This window comes from Nocardia sp. (assembly GCF_025465275.1).
Classification (GTDB): domain Bacteria; phylum Actinomycetota; class Actinomycetes; order Mycobacteriales; family Mycobacteriaceae; genus Nocardia.
Window position 1 is genome coordinate 1 of record NZ_JAODNK010000136.1, and the last position, 18,671, is coordinate 18,671.

Genomic DNA, 18,671 nt, shown 5'->3' on the forward strand with positions numbered 1-18,671 from the left:
TGCACCACGTCGACGAGTGGGCCAAGGGTGGCAGGACCGATATCGACAACCTCACCCTGGTGTGCGACCACTGCCACGCCCAGGTCCACGACGGGCCCGGCGGGTGGAAAACCGTTGTCATGGGACCGGATTCGGAGTTCCCGGGGCGGACCGGGTGGATCGGGCCACCGCATATCAACCCGGCCGGGACACCGCAGGTGAACCATGTTCACCACCCTCTCGAGCAGAAGGCCGCCGCCCTGGCACGTATCCGAGCCCGCAACGAACGGGAACGGAAACGCTACCGCCAGTAGGTCTCCACCGACCTGTTCCACCGCCGGGCTGTTGCCTGTCGGTGGTACAGGTCGTTGTGCGGGTTGGTTCTTCGGGTTCTCGGTCTTGTGGTTCTTGTCTTTTCGGGTTTTGTTCTCGAGAACGGGACCACAGCCAGTCCTGCGGCCGGTACCGCAGGGTCCCCCGGTACTGCGGAAGGTAGATCGGGTACCCCTCCTGACGTGCCCAGCACGGCCATCTCGGGCTCTGCCCGCACCCGGAAACCCAACACCTTCTTTCAACGCAAGAAACCCAGGTGCACCGACCGTTTCGGCATAGAAAACGTCGGATACCGGGGATGGAACAGCGGGTGTCTCAGCGGCACAACCGGTAGTGGGTCTGCGCCGATGAGACACCGGCTGTGCGGTCCCCTCATCTGGGAAGTAACCGGCATGCTGAACGCCCCCACGACTGCCAGCAATAACCCTATTCGCCGAGGAACTTGCGCAGGCGGGTGGCGAGGGCGGCTGGGATCTCCAAGGGGGAGAGGTGGCCGGTGCCGGGAAGTATTTCGAATTCTGCGGTGGGTAGGTAGGGGAGGAGATGTTCGAGAAGTGTTGCGGGGGAGTCGACCTGGTCGTATTCGCCTGCCAGGATCAGGACGGGTACCTCTATGGAGGGCACGGTCGCGGTGATGTCCTGAGCGATCGAATGCAGAGGCCAGGCCGAGCGGGCGGGCGGGTCGGCGGCGAGGCTGTCGGTGATGACCTGGGTGTGCAGGTCGTGTGGGAGTGGGTGGTGGGTGAGTACATGGGTGAGGGCTTCGGTAATGGTGTTTTCACTGTCGTAGGCGTGTGACAACCCTTGCTGCTCCGGCTCACTGATGGTCGGGTGGGCGGGGGCTGGGGCGATCAATACGACACCGGTCAATCCCGCGGGCCTGCGGGCGGCGAAGAGCTGCACGACCTTTCCGCCCATGGAGTGGCCTACCAGGACATAGTGCCGGGCACCGAGTTCGGTGACGATGCGCTCCAGATCGTCTGTCAGCTGGTCGATTCCGTACGGGCCGGGAAGGCCGCGGGATTGCCCCCAACCGCGATGGTCATAAGTCGCCACCGGGCCGATCCAGTTCAGCTCGCCGATCACCGGGCCCCACGTGCGATGTGAGCCGCCCCAGTAGTGCAGGAAGATCAGCGTCGGCACCTCGGGATCACCGTTCCGCAACTGAACCGGCAGCGAACCACCCTGCACCGCAATAGTTTTAGTATCGAAGGTCATCGAATCGTCCTCTCTTTCCGCTCTATGTCGAGGCTATTCGGAAAGGGTGATCTCGACGAGGTACATTCGTGACTGATGACAGTCAAAAATGGACAGGCCCCGCAGATCCTGTCGATGCGATATCAGTCCGGCGCGCTATCCGCACAGGACCTCGAGGTGCTGACTTTCGAGGAGCTGCGCGCCATGCGTGCGGCCACCGAATCCTCCCCGGTCATCAGGGCGGATTTCCACGTGCTGGCAAGCTGCACCGACGGCAACGGGCGCTTGCGAGTCGACTTCGAGGCGCACCCCTTCGGCGCGGGCGACCTGGCGTGGATCCGCCCCGGCTGGACCCATCGCTGGGACGACATCTCCGATGTCCAGGGCAGCCTCGTCCTGCTCCGTCCAGAATTCGTCTCCACAGCGATCATCGGCGCCGACCCGCCGGGAATGCTCGTCTCGCCGATGTCGAAAACCACACCGCTCATCACCGAGGCAATCGAGCACCTCCGCCGCGAATACGCCGCGGTCGCGAGCGACCCCATCCCCGACTCGACCAGAATCCTGCGCAACCTACTGGAGGTGATCCTCCTCCGAGCCCGAGCCGGACAGCATTACCGCACCACCGGCGAAGTCTTCGACGCCTTCGCCCGCGCCGTCGAAACCCATCACCACGAAACCCGCGAACTCTCCTGGTACGCAGCCCAACTCGGCTACTCCACCCGCACCCTCACCCGAGCAGCCCACGCCGCCGCAGGCATGAGCGCCAAACAATTCATAGACGACCGCGTAATCCTCGAATCCAAACGCCTACTGGTCCACGGCAACCTGACCACCACCGAATGCGCCCGCCGCCTAGGCTTCGACGACCCCGCAAACTTCGCCAAATTCTTCCGCACCCGAACCGCAACCTCCCCCGGCCGCTTCAAATCCGCCACCACCTGACGACCTCAGTCGGTGGTGGCGTCTATGCGGCCGGATTTTATTGCGGATTGGAGGGTGGCGTAGTCGGTGAGGGTTTGGTTGGCGTAGGCGAGGGCGAAATCGCCCATGGCTCGGTCGAATACGTCGTTGGTGCCGAGGTAGGCGGCTAGGGCTACGCGGTCGCCGGAGCGGGCGTGGCCGCGGGCCAGGGTTTGGCCGCAGAGGGTGGCGTATTGGCGGAGTTCGGAGAAGGACATGTCGTCGATTGTCAACGAGCCCTTCATATCTCGGAGTTGGCGCCAGTAGTAGAAGTTGCCGTCGGGGCCGGTGGCCCAGCCGAGGAAGATGTCGCTGGCGGCTTGGGTCAGGCGCTGGCCGTGTACTACGCGGTGGCCCTGGTGCTGGAAGACGCTGGAGCGCAGGTATTGCGCGAGCACCGATTTCTCGGCCTGTTTGACCTGCAGGAAGAGCGGATCACCGGTGGCGCGGCCGGTGAGCAACGCGATGAAGCAGCGGGTGCCGACACTGCCCACACCGACGACTTTCATTGCGATATCCCGCAATTGGTAGCGGTTCAGCAGGACTCGCCGCTCCTCCGGCAGGGTGTTGCCGTAGTCGATCAGCACCGAATCCAAGTCCGCCAGTTCGGTATTGGGGACGGACATGACCAGCGGCGGATCCTGTTTGATGCGCGGCGTGCCATCGGGTCCGGGCTCGGTGAGTTTGTCGAGGGCCTGCAGGCTGGTGCGGGACTTGGCCTTGCTGATCACCTTTTCGGTGCGTTTGCGGTCCTTCGGGCTCAGCAGCTCGGCGACCTGCTCGGCGTCGACTCGCTCGTACCAGACCTCGGTATCGCCGATTCCGGCCAGCCGGTTCATGGTCTCGCGGTAGGCGGTGGCCGCGGCCGCACCGGCCTCGGTCGCCTCGTCATCGTCGCAACCATTGGCGCGGGCCGCGACGGCGACACTCGCGACCAACCGCTTCACATCCCATTCGAACGGCCCGGGGAGGGTTTCGTCGAAGTCGTTGATATCGAATATGAGTGAGCGCTCCGGCGAGGCGAACAGCCCGAAGTTCGACAGGTGCGCGTCACCGCACAGCTGGACGGTGAGCCCGGTGTTCGGCCCCGCCGCGAGATCGGCCGCCAGGATCGCGGGCGCACCCCGATAGAACGGGAATTGCCCGGCGGACATTCGCGCGTACCGAATTCGGACCAGCTCGGGCACCCGGGTGGCCGCCTGCTGCTCCAGTATCTCGATCGGATCAACCCGATCGGCAGTGGGTTCCCACTGGCCCAAACTCGACCGCGGCACCCGCTTACGAGCGGCCCGACCCTCCTCGGCCGTGTCGGCGTCGGTAGCGCTTACTGCGGTATCCGATGTCGTCATGCTGGGACTGTAGTTCCTCACCTGGGGATAAGCCTGGAGCTGCCGGGCCCCGGTGTGTGCGGTTGGTGCGGTTGTCGGGGCGGGTCGGTAGCGTCCGCGCTGTGACTGATCGTGAAACCTTCGCACCCCTGGTCTTTTTCGAGTACGACCACAATCCCGGCAACTACTGCCTCATGCTCTCCGACAACCACATGGTCGAGTTGGAGGAGAACTTCACCGAGGCCGGATACGAGGGCAATGGTTACGGCTGGGCTGGTGTGGCCCAGTCCGCTGTGAGCCTGCGTGCACCCGAACTCGCCGAGCGCATCAATTTCGACCCGGAGGCGGGCACGTTCGTCGCCTATGGGACCGACGCGGAGGCCCTCCGGCAACTGGGTCTCCTACTGCAGGAGGCATTCCAGGATCAGACGGTGCTCACGGGGTTCATCGCCGCCGGCGATCCGGAATGGTTCGACTGACCCTGCGGGATGGATGTGGGCCGCGGCGGCGTTCCCGTGTCGGAACGTTCGAATACGCTCCGGGCGATCGGAAGGAGTGCCGTCATGAGCAGGCGCGGTTGGGCATTGTTCCTGGGTATGGGCATCATCTGGGGCGTCCCGTACGCCATGATCCGGGTCGCGGTGGCCGACTTCGATCCGGTGGTGGTGGCCTTCGGCCGCACTGCCCTCGGCGCGCTGGTGCTACTGCCGATTGCCCTGTACACCAAGGTTTTCCTGCCCGTCCTGCGGCAGTGGCGCTGGCTACTGGTCTACACCCTCGTCGAGATCACCGGGCCGTGGCTGCTCATCGGTAAGGCCGAGACGACGCTGACCAGTTCCACGGTCGGGCTGCTGATCGCGGCGGTCCCACTGATCGCCGTCGTCATGGTGACCGTCGGCGGCCACGAGCGCCTCGATACGCGCCGAGTCATCGGCCTGCTGATCGGCTTTGCCGGTGTGGCCGCACTGGTCGGCCTGGATATCGATGTGTCGAATATGGGTGCCCTCGGCGCGATCGCCATCAGCGTTGTCGGTTACGCACTCGGCCCGATCATCATCGCCCGCAAGCTCACCGGTCTCCCGCCGATCGGCGTCGTCACCGTGACGCTGGTCCTGGCCGCTCTCATCTACCTGCCGTTCGCGGCATTGCGCATGCCTGCGCACTACCCGGCCGGCGCCACCTGGTCGGTGATCGGCCTGGGACTGCTCTGCACCGCACTGGCTTTCGTGGTGTTCTTCGCGCTCATCGGCGAGGTCGGCCCGGCGCGTGCCACCGTCATCACCTACATCAATCCGGCCGTAGCCCTGCTGATCGGCGTGAGCCTGCTCCACGAACCGCTGACCGCCGGTATGGCCATCGGCTTCCCGCTCGTGATCCTGGGTTCGATCCTGGGCACCGCGCGATCCCGCACCGAAGTACCGGAGCCCGCACCCGCCTAGCGTTTCTTGCGCGCCTTGCCCCCACCACGTTCGATCCGCGGATCGTCATTGACCTCATAGCGCTTCACGTACTCGCTCAGGAACGCCTGCAGCGTGGCGGTCGCCGGAATGGCCAGCAGCGCCCCCACAGCCCCCAGCAACGCCCCGCCCACAATGACCGACAGCAGCGCCACCGCAGGGTTCACATCGACCGTGCGGGCGGTAATGCGCGGCTGCAGCACGTAGTCCTGGATCCACTGGTAGACCACCACGAAAATCAGGATCCACACGGCGTCGATCGGTTCGACGGTGAGCGCCACCAGAATCGGCAGTATGCCCGCGATGTAGGTGCCGATGGTCGGGACGAACGAGGCGATGACGCCGAACCAGATGCCCAGCGCAAAGGCGTTCGGAATCCCCAGGATCCAGAGGAACACGCCGTGCGTGAGCGCGGAGATGACGGCGAGCAGCGCCCGCGAGTAGAGGTAGCCGCCGGTCTTGTCGATCGCCAGGTCCCAGGCGTGCAGCACCGCGCCCTGTTTGGCCGGGGGCAGCAGCGAGCACACCGAGCGGCGCAGCTTGGGCCCGTCGGCGGTCATGTACACGCTGAACAGGGCGATGGTGACGACCTTGGCGAACCCGCCGAGCACCGTATTCGACAGGCCCCACACATTATTGGCGGCCCGCTCGGCATAGGAGCTGATGACGTCGGAGTCCTTGAACAGCCGGTCCCGCAGCTGACCGACGGTGAAATTCTGGTGGAACGTGTGGTTGACCCAGCTGATCAATTCGTCCAGCAGGCGCGGTAATTCATCGAGCACGGTGCTGACGGTCTCCACCATCAGGATGCCGAGCGTGACGAGGAATCCCACGGTGCAGGCGAACACGATGATGAAGACGATCGCGGTGGCGAGCCCGCGATTGACGCCGCGCGCGGCCATCCCGTCCACGGCCGGTTCCATGGCGAGCGAGATGAAGAACGCCACCGTCATCATGATGGCGATGCCGATCAGTTCGTGCGCAGCCCAATTGGCGAGCTCGAACAATCCGAGCAGGGCCAGCGCCATCACCATGGCGCGGGGTAACCACGCCGGCATGCGGCTTTCGGGCGGCGGCGGGGTGTCGGCGGTCTGCACGGAACTGCCGGTGCCGGCGGATTCGGCCGGCTCGTCGTTCTGCTCGGCAGCAGTGGGTTGTGCGGCCATCGGTCCAGTGTCGGGTACGGCGCGCTGTTTTCAACGATCGACGCACCGGTCCCCGTGCCCGGCGCGTAGTGCCCGATGACGAACATCCGGTGAATCGAATTCGACGATTGGCCATCCCCGGGCCATCAATACGACTGGTCGGTTGGTCATTTTCTGGGCGACATGGCCGAGAGGCATTCGGAGGGAATGCTTTTCCCACGATATTGTGCAGTTGTGTGGGCGGGCGGACAAGATATGCGAGTGCGAACGAAATTCTCCATCGAGCTCATGGCGCTGACCGACGAGTTGGCGCATATGGCGCGGTTGGCGCATGAGGCGGCCGAGCGTGCCTCGGTGGCGCTGGTGGGCAGTGACCTCACCGCGGCCTACGAGGTGTTCGCGCTCGAGGAGCAGGTGCAGATCGAGCACGCCAAATGCGAGGACCGATCGGTCATCCTGCTCGCCCTCGAGGCGCCGGTAGCGCGTGATCTGCGCCACGTGGTGACCGCCATCCAGATCGCCGACGACCTACTGGGTGTCGCGGCCGCGCTGAGCCGGGTGGCCGATGTGGTGGTCCGCCGCTATCCGGAACCGGTTGCCCTGCAACCCATCAACGAGATGCTCGCGGAGATCTCCGGCGCCGTAGCCGATATGGCGGGGGTGGTGGTGAGAGTCATTGCCGCCCAGAACCCGCCGCGGGATCAGGTCCTGGTGCCACGCGACGAGCGGCTGGACCGTCTGCGGGCACAGGTCTCCGATGCCGCCTCCGATACCGGTTGGTCGCACGGCAGCGCCATGGCCATCGATATCGCCATGCTCGCGCACCACTTCGGGCGCTGCGCCGACCACAGTGTGCGCATCGGTCAGCTCATTCGCTTCTTCCACACCGGAATTCCGCTGTACGCACAAGTGGAGGGGTAACCGCCTCATATCGGGGGTGTGTCGTAAGGGTCCGGATCGCCAGGAGTACGCTGCCCGAATTGCTTCATGGCGAGGTCTTTTCGAGTAGCACCGCATCCAACGGACACCCGAAATCCGACAAGGGCCCCAAACGTGACGAATACCATGACTAAGCCGCGGGTCATCCCGCCGGCTCTGGATTCCGATGCGAGAACGGAACTTTCGCATCGGCAGATTATGACCATTTTGTCCGGTCTACTACTGGGCGTATTTCTGGCTGCCCTGGACCAGAACATTGTGAGTGTGGCGATCGTTCGAATCGCCAATAGCCTGCACGGCTTCGACCAGCAGGCCTGGGCCACCACGGCCTACCTCATCACCGCCACCATCAGCACTCCGCTGTACGGCAAGCTCGCCGATATCTACGGCCGAAAACCCTGCTACCTCATCGCCATCGGGGTCTTCGTGCTCGGATCGGTGGCCTGCACCTTCGCCACCAGTATGTATCAGCTCGCGGGATTCCGTGCGGCGCAGGGCATCGGCGCGGGCGGGCTCATGTCGCTGGCCTTCACGATTATCGGCGATATCGTGCCCGCGCGCGAAAGGGTGCGCTACCAGGGCTATTTCATGATGGTCTTCGGTATCGCCACCGTGCTCGGCCCGGTCCTGGGCGGCTGGCTCTCCAATGCCGACCATCTGCTCGGGCTGGAGGGCTGGCGGTGGGTGTTCCTGGTGAACGTGCCCATCGGCGTGCTCGCGATGCTGGTGGTCGCCAAGGTGCTGAACGTGCCCTTCCCGCGGCGCGACTATCGCACCGACTGGCTGGGCGCGATCACCCTGGCCATCGCCACCGTGCCGCTGCTCATCATCGCCCAGCAGGGCCGGGACTGGGGCTGGAGCTCCCATCGCGCGCTGGCCTGCTACGGCATCGCGGCGGCCGGGCTGGTGCTGTTCGTCATTGTGGAACTGCTCATGAAGGACGCCGCGCTGATTCCGCTGCGGCTCTTCACCAGTGGCACCTTCAGCATCGCCATTATCGGCGGATTCATTGTGGGCGTTGCCATGTTCGGCGCGATCGTGCTGGTGCCGCTGTATTTCCAAGTGGTGCGCGGATATTCGCCGACCCGGGCCGGATTGTTCATGCTGCCGCTGGTGGTGGGCATCATGATCGGCGCGCAGCTGGCCGGGCTGGTCACCAAGTTCACCGGGCGCTACAAGATGCTCCCGGTGGCGGGTTCGGTGGTGATCGCGCTCGGTTCGGTGCTCTTCGCCCGCGTGCACTATGACAGCGCGATGTGGCAGCCGCTGCTGTACTGCGGCATCATCGGGTTCGGGCTGGGCGGCTGTATGCAGACGCTCATCATCGCGGCCCAGAATGCCGGTCCGCGTTCGGATATGGGCGTCTCGACCGCCTCGGCCACCTTCTTCCGCCAGATGGGCGGCACGCTGGGTGTGGCGGTCTTCCTGACCATTCTGTTCAATCTGCTGCCGCACCGGATTCTCGATGCCTTCGGCGGCCGATTGCCCGACGGCTTCGATGCCGCGCAGCTGGGCCGAATCCAGAGCAATACCACCGGGATCGCCGCGCTTCCCGATGAGCTGCGGGTGCCCATTCTGATCGGCTTCACCGATGCCATGAGCGGCGTGTTCTATGTAGCCGCCGCGGTGGCGGTGGTGGCCGCCGTGGTGCTCATGTTCATGAAAGAGATTCCGCTGCAGGACAGTCCGGCCCCGGTGGTGGTCGAGGCGGTGCCCGAACCGGAGCCCGAGCCGGAACCGGAATCCCAGCCCGAACCTGAGCCTGAGCCCGAGCCCGAGCCGGAATTGCGGATCATCGAGCCGGCCGGTCTGGCCATCTCCGGATGTGTGCACCGCGAGGACGGCCACTCGATTCCCGACGCCGTGCTGACGCTGATCAATCAGCGGGGGCACCAGGTTTCGCGTGCCATCGGCACGCCGGACGGCGGCTATCAGATCGGGGTGCCGCGTGCGGGCGGCTACGTGCTGATCGTCTCGGCGAGCGGGTACCAGCCCTCCGCGGTCACCATTACGGTCGGCCGTCGCCCACAGCAGGTGGATATCGCGCTCATCGGTTCGGGCGAGGTCTCCGGCGTGGTGCGTTCGGCGGGCCGGGGTGTGGCGCTGGCCGATGCGACGGTCACCCTCACCGATGCCTTCGGTGATGTCATCGGCTGTGCCGTCACCACCGCGGACGGCGGGTACGTCTGTCGCGGTGTGCTGGCAGGCACCTACACGCTGGTGGTCGTGGCCGAACATATGCGGCCCGCGGCCTCCACCCTCACCGTGCCCGATACCGGAATGCTGCGCCACGACGTGGAATTGCTGCCCCGCGCGGTGCTGGCCGGATCGGCGAGCACCGAGGCCGGCTATGCGGTCCCGGACGCTCAGATCACGGTGCTCGACGAGGGCGGTGACCTGATTGCCGTCACTCGCACCGACGACACCGGTCACTATGTGGTGCCGGATCTGGCCGACGGCCGCTACACGGTGATGGCACGCGGTTATCCGCCGGTCTTCAGTCGCGTCACGGTGGTCGACGGCGAAGTGGCACATGATGTGCTGCTCGGCTACGAGCGAGTCGAATCGGTGGATCGGGTGTAGCGCGGATATCCGGCCCGTGCGGATTTTCCGATTTCGCCGGGCAAAAGCCCTGAGCTGCTGTTAGGTTCGCCACTGGACGCTGGTCCAGTTCGAATCCACAGGGTCGGGGCCCGGGGAGAGACAACGATGAAGTTCTCGCGTGCACTACTGACGGCCGCCGCGATGGCGGCGGTACTACCGGCCGGGGCGGCGCAGGCAGCGGATGGTGACGCTCCCGGGCCGGGGGTCGCCGAGTATGTGGCACTGGGTGATTCGTGGGCTGCCGATGCCACCCTCAGTCAGGTCACCACCGCCTTCACACCGGCGAACTGCGTGCAGAGTGCGCACAACTACGCCAAACAGGTCGCGGCGGCGCTGTCGGTCCCGGTGTTCCGCGATGCCACCTGTGGCGCCGCCGTCACCGCGAATATGACCGCCGCGCAGAGCGGTCCGCTGGGCACCAATCCGCCGCAGTTCGATCGCCTCACCGACAGCACCGACCTGGTGACCCTCGAAATCGGTGGCAATGACGCGGATTTGGCCGCGACCGTGCAGACCTGCGTGACACTCGATCCGGCGGCGACCCCATGTCTGGACACAATGGTCGTCGCCGGTGTGGACCAGATGTCGCTGAATATCGCGCGCGCCGAGTCCCGCGTGATCGATACGGTCCGGGGCGTCCGGGCCCGCTCCCCGCACGCCCGCATTCTGCTGCTCGACTACTTCGAGGGCATCGGTCTCACCGGCGGCTGCTTCCCCACCATCCCGATCTCCGATCCGGACGCGATCTGGCTGGGCAGCAAGCTGCTCGAACTGCACAGCATGCTCGCGCAGGTCGCGTCCACCACCGGGGTCGATTTCGTGGACACCTACGACGGCAGCTCGGGTCACGATGCCTGCCGGCCCGTCGGCACCCGCTGGGTGGAGGGCTTGGTGCCGTTCTCCGGCAATCCCGTCGGCTTGGCCGTACCCTTCCATCCGAACCAGCTGGGTGCGGACTATCAGGCCCGCCGAGTGCTGGAGGTGCTGGGCGCGAGCTGAGGGCGACACGCCTGCCGTGGTATCACGACACGCCCTTCAGCTGCGGTAATCTCTGCGCGCGGCTAATTAGCGGCAACGGTGTGTTGCGGGGGCGGCTGGGATTTGCACAGCTGAGATATTGCACAGAAGTGCGCGGTGGAAAGGGAGATTCATGATCGCCCCCTACCTGAGGCTCGTCGGTGTCATCTGCGGATGTGCGGCTCTGCTTTCGGGCTGCGGCCGTTCGAGCGAACCGAAGGCAGCGGTCGATTCCGCCGATAGAGCGGATATGCAGCACACCACCGCCGAGATGCAGCGCAGCGCATTCGTCACCGGCTGTGAGGGCACCTCGTCCGGTTGGGAGGCCACCGCGGTGGTGAGCAACCGGGATCAGATCGAACACCGGTATCTCGTGGTGATCAGTTTCATGACGCCGGAATCGGCAGTGCTGGAACGCACCAGCACGGAAGTGCTGGTGGCGCCGGGAGGCACCCAGGATTTCACCACCGAGACCGTGCTCGATCCGGTCACCCGCCCGCAGTCGGTCCGCTGTGTGCTGCGCGGCGTCGAACAACTCTGAGCGCGCGGTGTCCGGCAGCGCTCTGTGCGGCCGGCCGGACCGGTCGGAAAGTTGCGCACGGACGGGGTACAACGCCTACGATCGGACCCGCCGGCCATGCTCGGTGGGCCGCACCAGTCGGAAGCTGAACGTTCGCTGACCAGTGCGTCGGTGTCGGTGCGAATTCTTCGGATGTGGATTTGTCGGTGCCATGGGGCATGCTCTGTGCACGCTGATGTCCCACCGTCCGCCCGGAGAGTCCCATGTCGTCCCGTAGCACCAAGCCACAGCCCTTGTCAGAGACCGAGATTCGGCACATTGCCGAGCAGATCGATGCAGGCCGTCCGCCGGCGGTGTGGTTCACGGCGGCAGCGGTCGGAGTACCGGAAGGCCGCTCCGGCAAGGTGATCTCCCTCGGTGATCCATCCGAGGGTGATTTCCTGCAGGTGAAGCCGACCGGTTCCAAAGATGTGCTTTCGTTCGGTCCCACCGAGGTGACCCTGACCAAACCGGCCCGGCCGCAAGCCGCGGCCGGTGCAAAGCAGAAAACGGCAACCAGGAAGGACTCCACCGTGACGATGCCGTCGCCCGCACCCGTGCCGGCCGCCCCGCCGATCACTCCGCCTGCTCCCATTGTGAAAACCGATACGCCGCAGGCTTCCACCGATTCCGCCGCGGCAGCGTCGGAGGCCGGTAAGCCCGGCGCACCGAAGCCCGCGGCGGGTACCGCCTCGCGCCCCGCGCGCAATGCGGCCGCCAATGCCTCTGCCGCCAAGAAGCCCAAAACGGTCGAGGTCACGGTGACGCTCAACGGCACCACCGACGGCGAATGGACGCTCGATGTCGTCAATGGCAAGAAGCGCACCATTCGCGGTCTCGCAGTACCGGGTTCGGCCGTCTCGCAGGCAGCCAAGCTCCTGCACCCCGAGGTTGCCGAGGTCGTCGATTCGATCCTGGAGGCCGTACGACTGACGCAGCGTGCCAAGGTCGAGCAGTTGCAGGCCGAATTGGAGACTGCCCGCAAGCTGCTCGACGAGCTGGCCGGTTAGCCTGCAGCCGTAGGAGATTCAACCCTCAGCTGCAGGAGATTCCGGTTCCGCCGGGATCCAGTAGCGAGTCGTAGCCGGGTAGACCGCGCATATGCGGGGTCTGCCCGGCTTCTGGGCATCCGGGCGGGGTTGGCACCGCGCCCGGCCGAAAACCCAGGGCGCGCATGAGATTGTCGATCCCCGCCGCAAGGTTCGGCCCGAAGGTGCCGAGCTTGTTTCCGAAGTTCGACGAACTCGACGTCGGGTTGCCCGATCCGGTTCCCGGGGGACCGCCTGCGGCGGAGTCCGATTGGAGGGAGCCCGAACCGGAGGCCAGCCCGGTCGCCGATCCCGGATTAGCCGACAGCGAGGACGAACCCGTTCCCAGCGCAATAGTCATGCCGGATGGTGCGCCATCGGAGTCGGCGGGCGCCGTGTAGGAGGGGGCGGCGCCGAGCACGGGCGGAGCCGCACCGGCGGCTCCCGCCGCGCCGAGCGCCAGTATGGCCGCGCCCGTCAGTATGGTGGTTCCCAGCTGGTACCGGAGTGCGCAGAACTGCATGATGGACCCGAATATCCGTGCGGTGACAGCGAATACGATGTCAGACCGCAGACTCCCGGTGCCAGGTGCGCGGCCCGGACTCCGGGTGCCCGTGCCTGAGATCAGCATGAAAAACGTACCCCAGCGAGTATTCCTTCGCGTGGTACATGGCCGAATCCGCTTCGCGCAGAAGCTCGTACACGGTGATGTCGGCGCTGCGCGGACCGCTGCAGGCAATGCCGATGCTGGCGGCGATGCGCACCTCCGCGGCGCTGAGCTCGAACGGTTCGCCGAGGCTCGCCAGCAGTCGTTCCGCCAGGAGCAGCGCCTGCTGGCGGCTCAGCGGCGCGAGCACCACGAATTCGTCGCCGCCGTAGCGGGCGGCCGTATCGTCGCGGCGAATCATGCGCCGAATACGCGCTGCCGCATTGGCAATCAGCTCATCGCCGACCGCATGCCCGTAATTGTCATTGACATGTTTGAAGCCGTCCAGGTCGATGAACAGCAGTGCGAGCGGCTGATCACCCCACCGGTCCCGATTACGATGCAGCGCCCGCAGCAGGGCGGCGCGGTTCAGCAGTCCGGTGAGCATGTCGTGGTCTGCTTGATACTGCGCGCGCCGCTCGCTGCGGGCGCTGCGTTCGATTGCGCGTTCGCTGCGTAGCAGGACCCCGGCTAGTAGTAGCGCGAAGAGCGAGGACACGACCACTCGATCCATCATGTCCAGGCTGGAGCCGACCACCGGCACCAGCGCGGCCACGATCATGACAATGGCGATGATGCTGGCGCGCTGGCGCGACCGGTGCGCGTGGATATCGCGCGGACTGCCGAGCACCACCATGGTCGGATGCATGGCCGCCGCGCCGATCAGCGTGTACGCGAGTTGCAGTGGCATGAGCTGGATTTGGCGTCCCAGTTCGGCCGAGCCTGCCGTCTCCAGGTTGTAGCCGAGGTCCCCGGCGAGGATGACCAGCATGGCCAGGTACACCAGCCGCAACGATGTCTCCGAGCGGGCCGAGGTCACCACCGAATGCGCGACCACGGTGAGCAGCAGGGCATCCACCACCGGATAGGTGACGGCGGTGAGGGTGGTGAAGTTGAAGGTGTGCGCCCGGTGCAGGATCGGCGAGATGAGGAAGGTCCAGGACAGCAGGGCCGCGCCCAGTCCGATGAGGCCGGAATCCAGCAGCAGATCGTGGTCGGTGCTGTTCTGCCGCGGGCGCAGCCAGAGTACGGCCGCCGCACCGATGCAGCAGTAGCCGCTGAGGGTGAACAGATCGTCGAAGGGGTGGTGGTGCCAGTCGGTGGTCTGGCGCAGTGCGGTGCCTATGGTGAATTGCACGGCGGAGGCGGAGAGTAGATACCAGGGCAGGGGATGGCGTGGCTGATACTGGCGCACACCCACGCCGATCATGACCACGCTGATGGTGACCGAGGCGATCAGGGTGGCGAGGGCGAGCCGCCGGGAATCGATGACCAGAGGTAGTGCGAGAATCAATACGCCACAACTGAACAATGTCGTGCGCCAACAGACTCGGAACCGTCGGCCGGACTGACCGGCCGGTTTTTCGTCTGTTTCCACCAGCCCCCCTCGTCCGCTCCGTCCCCAGTGCGCGTGCATTTCTTCGAATCACGACCGCCGCGCATCGAGCGAAGAGATAGCCCCACGCGAGCGGCATCCGTGGTCACGGATGCGGCGATCACGAACCGAGTGTTGCTGTTAGAGCATAGGTCCCAGCCGACGGCGGCAGTATCCACGGGGGAGAGGCGCTGCCATCGAGATCTGGGCAACCGAGTCGATCATGGCACGAAATGTCGCATCGTGTACGGGAGTCCGGCGAACCCGCAGGATCACGGTCCGCGCGACTCGATATGCTCGCTGCTGATCGAACCGAACGACCTGCACGACTCCGGACGGGAGCTGAGGTGGCTGGATCTTTCTCGGAATCGAGTGCGGGACGCTGGTTCGCGCCCGGCCGGGTCAATCTGATCGGTGAGCACACCGATTACAACGACGGTTTTGTCCTGCCGCTGGCCCTGCCGCTCGGTACGACCTGCACCGCCGCGCTGCTCCCGGCAGGCACGGTGCGGCTGCGATCGCTGCAGGCGCCCTGCGACGACGTAGTGGCCACCATGGCCGATCTGGGCGCCGCCGGCTGGTCGGAACTGCCCACCTGGGCGCACTATCCACTCGGTGTGATCCGGGAGTTCGAACGCCGCGGGCACGAGGTGCGCGGTGTCGAGCTCGAACTGGACAGCACCGTTCCCATCGGCGCCGGTCTGTCTTCTTCGGCGGCGCTGTCGTGTTCGGTGGCCATCACACTGCGGGACCTGTTCGCGCCCAGCGTTCCCGCGGCCGAGATCATCGATATCGCGCGCACCGCGGAGAACGTCTATGTCGGCGTCCCGACCGGGGTGCTGGATCAGTCCGCGTCCATGCTCTGCACGGCCGGGCACGTGCTCTTCCTGGATGTGCGCACCCGCGAGTACCAGCAGATTCCCTTCGACCTGGACCGATTCGATCTGCAACTGCTGGTGTTCGACACCGGCAGCCCGCATCACCTGATGGACGGCGAATACGCGCAGCGCCGGACCGAATGTGCCGCGGCCGCTGCGGAACTGGGGGTGCCGTTCCTGCGGGATATCACCCGGCTCGCCGATATCGGACGCCTCTCCGACCCGCTGCTGCGCCGCCGCGCGCGACACGTGATCACCGAAAACGCCCGGGTACTGCGGGTTGCCGAAGAATTGCGCGGCGGCGCCGATCCGCGCGCGATCGGTCCGGTGCTGAGTGCTGGACATGCTTCCCTCCGTGATGATTTCGAGGTGTCGGCACCGCAACTCGATACCGCCGTGGCCGCCGCGCTGGTGGCCGGCGCGTACGGGGCCCGCATGGTGGGCGGCGGCTTCGGCGGCAGTGTGATCGCGCTGGTCGATCGTGCTCGGGCCGATACCACCGCCGGTGTGGTGCGAGATGCGTTCGCCCGCAGGGGTTTTGATACCCCGCGCACCTTCGCGGTGACGCCCGCGGCGGGCGCGCGCCGTATCGAATAGCCCAAATCCGACGTCGTAAAGCGCACGGCCGCCGCCGTCCGGGTTTAGCCTGATACCGGAACGATCCACTCGCACACCAGGAACGAGCGAGCCATGGAAAGTCTGTACGAGTTCGCCGGCGGCGAAGAGGCCCTGCATGCACTGGAAGAGATCTTCTACGAGAAGGCTCTGGCAGATCCGATTCTGCGGGAGCTGTTTCCGGTACGCCGGCCCACCCATGTCGATCATCTGACCTGGTTCACCGCCGAATCCTTCGGTGGCCCAGGACGTTTCACGCGTGAGCTGGGTTTCGAACACATCATCAACGTTCATCGCGGCCTGCACATCACCGATGAACAGCGGCAGCGCTTCGTCGAGGTCTATCTGGAGGCCTTGGATGCCGCCGAGCTCCCGCAGGAGGAGAAGTTCCGGGAGGCAGTCCGCCAGCACGTCGAGTTCGGCTCGCACGTTGCGCAGCAGAACTCGCAGGCGGAAACCGATGAGCAACTTCATCCGCTGCGCGAAGTACCGCACTGGACCTGGTGATTGTCGGACACGAGCACAAAGTGCACGGTGCCTGCTGGCCACGAGCGAACACCCGGCTAGTATTGCGCGCTACAGTCGTGCCCGCGTCATCTCGTGATCTTCTCGACAGGAGAGCCGTATGCCGTTCGACGCCAGCCTGCCCGAGGCCACAGTGGCTTTGGGGCAGCCCGCTGCCGTGGCTTCGCGGCAACTCGCTGCCGTGGCATCGGGGCAACTGCGACTGGGTGCCGACCCTATCGACTATGCCCTGGTAGCACTGTATTTCGTCTTCGTACTCGGGATCGGCCTGCTCGCCAGGCAGCGGGTCTCCACGAGTCTCGACTTCTTCCTGTCCGGACGTTCGTTACCCGCCTGGGTGACCGGGCTGGCCTTCATCTCCGCGAATCTGGGCGCGGTCGAGATCATGGGCATGTCGGCCAATGGCGCCGAGTACGGCATGCCGACCATGCACTACTTCTGGATCGGCGCGGTTCCGGCCATGCTCTTCCTGGGCATTGTCATGATGCCGTTCTACTACGGCTCCAAGGTGCGCAGCGTCCCGGAGTTCATGCTGCGGCGCTTCGGCCCGGGTGCGCACCTGGTCAACGCGCTGAGTTTCGCTGTGGCGCAGGTGCTCATCGCCGGGGTGAACCTCTACCTGCTCGGCTCCATTGTGAATGCGCTGCTGGGCTGGCCGCTGTGGATATCGGTGCTGGCGGCCGCTGCCATCGTGCTCTCCTACATCACGCTGGGCGGACTGTCGGCCGCCATCTACAACGAGGTGCTGCAGTTCTTCATCATCGTGGCGGCGCTGCTGCCGCTGACCATCGTGGGCCTGCACAAGGTCGGCGGCTGGGACGGGCTGCGCAACAAGGTGATCGCGGGTCCGGGCGGCGCGGAGCAGCTGCACGCCTGGCCGGGCAATGAACTCACCGGCTTCGGCAACAATATCGCCTCGGTGATCGGCATCGTCTTCGGACTCGGGTTCGTGCTGTCCTTCGGCTACTGGACCACCAACTTCGTCGAGGTGCAGCGCGCGCTGGCGACGCATTCCATCTCCGCTGCGCAGCGCACTCCGATCATCGGCGCGTATCCGAAGATGTTCATTCCGTTCATCGTGGTGATTCCGGGCATGATCAGCGCGGTCCTGGTGCCCCAGATGACCGAACTCAAAACGAATCCGGACTACAAGGGCGATGCCACCTACAACCAGGCGCTGCTCTACCTGATGAAGGATGTACTGCCCAACGGTCTGCTCGGCGTCGGGCTGGCCGGATTGCTGGCGGCGTTCATGGCGGGCATGGCGGCCAATGTCTCGGCGTTCAATACGGTCTTCAGCTACGACCTGTGGCAGCGGTATGTGAAGCGCGATCGCCCGGACCACTACTACCTGACGGTGGGACGGCTGGCGACGGTCGGCGCGACGCTCGGCGCGGTCGGAACCGCTTTCATCGCAGGCAATTTCTCCAACATGATGGATTATCTGCAGACGCTGTTCAGCTTCTTCAACGCGCCGCTCTTCGCAACCTTCATCCTGGGCATGTTCTGGAAGCGCATGACGCCCGCGGCGGGCTGGATCGGCCTGGTGACCGGCACCGCCGCCGCGATCGTGGTCTTCGTGATGAGCAAGGCGCACGTCTTCGAACTGTCCGGCCAGGGCGTGAGTTTCGTCGCGGCGGCCGTGGCCTTCGTACTGGATATCGTCGTGAGCGTCGCGGTCACCCAGGTATCACAGCCCAAACCGGCCGCCGAACTCGTCGGCCTGGTCTATTCCGAAACTCCCAAGGCCATGCGCACCGACGCGGACGCCGACTCCCTGCCCTGGTATCAGCGCCCCGGCCTGCTGGCCGGTATCGCGCTGGTCCTTGTCATTCTCCTCAATGTGTTCGTCGGATAGGAAGGCGTCAAATGCTTTTCGATATTCGCACCATCGTCGGCGGCCTGCTCGCCTGCTACGGGGTGATCCTCATAGTGGTCGGCTTGGCCTATTCCACCGATTTCCAGCGCGCGAAAACCGGTGGGATCGATGTGAACCTGTGGGCCGGGGTCGGCATGACCGTCG

17 protein-coding genes are annotated in these 18,671 nt (G+C 65.4%); 12 read left to right on the forward strand and 5 right to left on the reverse strand.

Annotation, left to right across the window (positions count from 1 at the left end; translation table 11 throughout):
• Window positions 1-293, forward strand: a 293-nt coding sequence (locus JWN03_RS29640) for an HNH endonuclease signature motif containing protein (protein WP_297621916.1), incomplete at its 5' end; no start/stop codon positions are given.
• Window positions 294-738: 445 nt separating this feature from the next.
• Here the strand turns inward: JWN03_RS29640 and JWN03_RS29645 are convergent.
• A complete protein-coding gene (locus JWN03_RS29645; RefSeq protein ID WP_297621918.1) occupies window positions 739-1,530 on the reverse strand; it encodes an alpha/beta fold hydrolase in 792 nt (263 codons plus the stop codon).
• 75 nt (window positions 1,531-1,605) lie between these two features.
• Here JWN03_RS29645 and JWN03_RS29650 point away from each other — a divergent pair, with 75 nt between their 5' ends.
• Entirely contained in the window at window positions 1,606-2,454 is an 849-nt protein-coding gene (locus tag JWN03_RS29650; RefSeq protein WP_297621920.1) for an AraC family transcriptional regulator, read from the forward strand.
• Window positions 2,455-2,459: 5 nt separating this feature from the next.
• Here the strand turns inward: JWN03_RS29650 and JWN03_RS29655 are convergent, their stop codons facing one another.
• Complete coding sequence (locus tag JWN03_RS29655) at window positions 2,460-3,821, reverse strand: DUF2252 domain-containing protein (protein ID WP_297621922.1); 1,362 nt, start codon at window positions 3,819-3,821, stop codon at window positions 2,460-2,462.
• A gap of 101 nt (window positions 3,822-3,922) precedes the next feature.
• Between JWN03_RS29655 and JWN03_RS29660 the strand changes: the two genes are divergently transcribed.
• Window positions 3,923-4,279 carry an immunity 51 family protein gene (locus JWN03_RS29660; RefSeq protein WP_297621924.1) on the forward strand — a complete coding sequence of 119 codons (357 nt, stop codon included), beginning with the start codon at window positions 3,923-3,925 and terminating at the stop codon, window positions 4,277-4,279.
• Window positions 4,280-4,363: 84 nt separating this feature from the next.
• A complete protein-coding gene (locus JWN03_RS29665; protein WP_297621926.1) occupies window positions 4,364-5,239 on the forward strand; it encodes a DMT family transporter in 876 nt (291 codons plus the stop codon).
• On the opposite strand, the gene JWN03_RS29670 is transcribed toward JWN03_RS29665, so the two are convergent.
• Window positions 5,236-6,423, reverse strand: coding sequence for an AI-2E family transporter (locus JWN03_RS29670; RefSeq protein WP_297621928.1), 1,188 nt, complete (start codon window positions 6,421-6,423; stop codon window positions 5,236-5,238). The genes JWN03_RS29665 and JWN03_RS29670 overlap by 4 nt on opposite strands.
• Window positions 6,424-6,663: 240 nt before the next feature.
• On the opposite strand from JWN03_RS29670, the gene JWN03_RS29675 reads away from it, so the two are divergent.
• The 5 genes from JWN03_RS29675 (at window position 6,664) to JWN03_RS29695 (ending at window position 12,531) form a co-directional block, all read left to right on the forward strand.
• Window positions 6,664-7,323 (forward strand): phosphate signaling complex PhoU family protein, encoded by a 660-nt coding sequence (locus JWN03_RS29675; RefSeq protein WP_297621929.1) that lies wholly within the window; start codon window positions 6,664-6,666, stop codon window positions 7,321-7,323.
• Between the two features lie 216 nt (window positions 7,324-7,539).
• A complete protein-coding gene (locus JWN03_RS29680; protein WP_297621931.1) occupies window positions 7,540-9,924 on the forward strand; it encodes an MFS transporter in 2,385 nt (794 codons plus the stop codon).
• Between the two features lie 126 nt (window positions 9,925-10,050).
• Window positions 10,051-10,944, forward strand: a complete 894-nt coding sequence (locus tag JWN03_RS29685) for an SGNH/GDSL hydrolase family protein (protein WP_297621933.1) — start codon at window positions 10,051-10,053, stop codon at window positions 10,942-10,944.
• 151 nt (window positions 10,945-11,095) lie between these two features.
• Entirely contained in the window at window positions 11,096-11,503 is a 408-nt protein-coding gene (locus JWN03_RS29690) for a hypothetical protein (RefSeq protein ID WP_297621935.1), read from the forward strand.
• Window positions 11,504-11,745: 242 nt separating this feature from the next.
• Window positions 11,746-12,531 carry a DUF6319 family protein gene (locus JWN03_RS29695; protein ID WP_297621937.1) on the forward strand — a complete coding sequence of 262 codons (786 nt, stop codon included), beginning with the start codon at window positions 11,746-11,748 and terminating at the stop codon, window positions 12,529-12,531.
• Window positions 12,532-12,556: 25 nt separating this feature from the next.
• Here JWN03_RS29695 and JWN03_RS29700 read toward each other — a convergent pair whose 3' ends face one another.
• Both JWN03_RS29700 and JWN03_RS29705 read right to left on the reverse strand, forming a co-directional pair.
• Window positions 12,557-13,072 (reverse strand): hypothetical protein, encoded by a 516-nt coding sequence (locus tag JWN03_RS29700; protein ID WP_297621939.1) that lies wholly within the window; start codon window positions 13,070-13,072, stop codon window positions 12,557-12,559.
• Between the two features lie 40 nt (window positions 13,073-13,112).
• Window positions 13,113-14,633: a GGDEF domain-containing protein gene (locus JWN03_RS29705; protein WP_297621941.1), complete on the reverse strand. Its 1,521-nt coding sequence runs from the start codon at window positions 14,631-14,633 to the stop codon at window positions 13,113-13,115.
• Window positions 14,634-14,977: 344 nt separating this feature from the next.
• Between JWN03_RS29705 and galK the strand changes: the two genes are divergently transcribed.
• The 3 genes from galK to JWN03_RS29720 all read left to right on the forward strand — a co-directional run bounded on the left by galK (window position 14,978) and on the right by JWN03_RS29720 (window position 18,506).
• Window positions 14,978-16,105 (forward strand): galactokinase, encoded by a 1,128-nt coding sequence (gene galK / locus JWN03_RS29710; protein WP_297621943.1) that lies wholly within the window; start codon window positions 14,978-14,980, stop codon window positions 16,103-16,105.
• A gap of 93 nt (window positions 16,106-16,198) precedes the next feature.
• Window positions 16,199-16,630: a group II truncated hemoglobin gene (locus JWN03_RS29715; protein ID WP_297621945.1), complete on the forward strand. Its 432-nt coding sequence runs from the start codon at window positions 16,199-16,201 to the stop codon at window positions 16,628-16,630.
• Between the two features lie 118 nt (window positions 16,631-16,748).
• Window positions 16,749-18,506 carry a sodium:solute symporter family protein gene (locus JWN03_RS29720; RefSeq protein WP_297621947.1) on the forward strand — a complete coding sequence of 586 codons (1,758 nt, stop codon included), beginning with the start codon at window positions 16,749-16,751 and terminating at the stop codon, window positions 18,504-18,506.
• Window positions 18,507-18,671: the final 165 nt, after the last annotated feature.

Bases quoted from the DNA above. Each gene is read 5' to 3' on its own strand.
- JWN03_RS29645 (WP_297621918.1), bottom strand. From the start codon at position 1,530: ATGACCTTCGATACTAAAACTATTGCGGTGCAGGGTGGTTCGCTGCCG.
- JWN03_RS29655 (WP_297621922.1), bottom strand. From the start codon at position 3,821: ATGACGACATCGGATACCGCAGTAAGCGCTACCGACGCCGACACGGCC.
- JWN03_RS29685 (WP_297621933.1), top strand. From the start codon at position 10,051: ATGAAGTTCTCGCGTGCACTACTGACGGCCGCCGCGATGGCGGCGGTA.
- JWN03_RS29650 (WP_297621920.1), top strand. From the start codon at position 1,606: ATGACAGTCAAAAATGGACAGGCCCCGCAGATCCTGTCGATGCGATAT.
- JWN03_RS29720 (WP_297621947.1), top strand. From the start codon at position 16,749: ATGCCGTTCGACGCCAGCCTGCCCGAGGCCACAGTGGCTTTGGGGCAG.
- JWN03_RS29670 (WP_297621928.1), bottom strand. From the start codon at position 6,423: ATGGCCGCACAACCCACTGCTGCCGAGCAGAACGACGAGCCGGCCGAA.
- JWN03_RS29665 (WP_297621926.1), top strand. From the start codon at position 4,364: ATGAGCAGGCGCGGTTGGGCATTGTTCCTGGGTATGGGCATCATCTGG.
- JWN03_RS29680 (WP_297621931.1), top strand. From the start codon at position 7,540: ATGACCATTTTGTCCGGTCTACTACTGGGCGTATTTCTGGCTGCCCTG.
- JWN03_RS29690 (WP_297621935.1), top strand. From the start codon at position 11,096: ATGATCGCCCCCTACCTGAGGCTCGTCGGTGTCATCTGCGGATGTGCG.
- JWN03_RS29715 (WP_297621945.1), top strand. From the start codon at position 16,199: ATGGAAAGTCTGTACGAGTTCGCCGGCGGCGAAGAGGCCCTGCATGCA.
- JWN03_RS29700 (WP_297621939.1), bottom strand. From the start codon at position 13,072: ATGCAGTTCTGCGCACTCCGGTACCAGCTGGGAACCACCATACTGACG.
- JWN03_RS29695 (WP_297621937.1), top strand. From the start codon at position 11,746: ATGTCGTCCCGTAGCACCAAGCCACAGCCCTTGTCAGAGACCGAGATT.